Raw genomic sequence first — 1,075 nt, forward strand, 5'->3', positions numbered from 1 at the left:
CCTTGATGGCCAACTCTGCATCGCGGATCAGGGCCCAACCGCCGGCGACGGCTTCAAGGCAGCCAACCTTGCCGCAGCGGCACAGGGCATCCGAATCCGGCACGCGGACGTGGCCGATGTCCCCGGCGGCGCCGTTGGCTCCGCGGTGGATGCGTCCCTGGGAGAGCAGGCCGGCCCCGATTCCGGAGCCGATCTTGCAAAAGATCAGGTCCGCGTAGGCGTCCCTGCGCCGGGCGCGTTCGCCCAAGGCCAGCAGGTTGACGTCGTTGTCTACCCAGGCGGGGGCGTCGAAGCGTTCCTCGAACGGCGTGCGGATGTCGAAGCCGTTCCACCCCGGCATGATGGGCGGGGCCACCGGCTGTCCGGTGCTGAAGTCCACCGGTCCTGGCACGCCGATCACCACTGACCACACTGGCTTCTCTTCGGCGTCCTTGAGCAAGTCGTCCAGGAGTTCCATGGCTGCCTTGAGTGTTTCCGCGGGTCCGCGGGCGATGTCCCACTCGCGGTGCTTTTGCTCCACGATGTCGCCATCCAGTTCGGCGTAGCCGACCCGGATGTGGAGAGCGCCGAGGGCGCAGACGATGATGCGTCCCCGTTCCGACTGGAAGCGAAGCGTGCGGGGTGCCCGGCCGCCGGATGAGGCGCCGAACTCGCCATCGCCCAGGAAGCCCATCTGGATCGCTTGGTCAACGCGCTGGGTGACGACGCCGCGGCCCAGGCCCGTGACGCGGCCAATCTCGGGGCGGGTGGTTGCTTCGCCTGTGCGGACGAGGTTGACGATGCGGAGCAGGCTCGTGACTTCGTCCGTCTGTGCGCCGAACCGGAGCGTCGAATCTGTGGTCATACCTCCAGATTCTTCCACAGGAAGGGCACTAAGGTGCGGAAAACCACAACTATAGCCAGAAATGCATTTACTTATGGATAATACTGACAAAAGCATGGAGGGATGTTGTGAACATAGGATTTCTGGGCGCAGGACCGGGTGTCGGAGCGCTGCACCTTCCTACGGTGCGCCGCCTCGGGAGCGGGTTCCGGGTGGGACACGTTGCCGATGGAGGCAGCGGCAGGGCGGAGC

The 1,075-nt window shown here is 65.6% G+C and carries 1 protein-coding gene; it reads right to left on the bottom strand.

Annotation, left to right across the window (positions count from 1 at the left end):
* Positions 1-844, bottom strand: an 844-nt coding sequence (locus tag ACFV20_RS37190; protein WP_385665615.1) for an ROK family protein, incomplete at its 3' end; no start/stop codon positions are given.
* Between the last annotated feature and the right edge of the window lie 231 nt (positions 845-1,075).

The organism is Streptomyces sp. NPDC059696 (assembly GCF_042733745.1).
GTDB lineage: Bacteria > Actinomycetota > Actinomycetes > Streptomycetales > Streptomycetaceae > Streptomyces.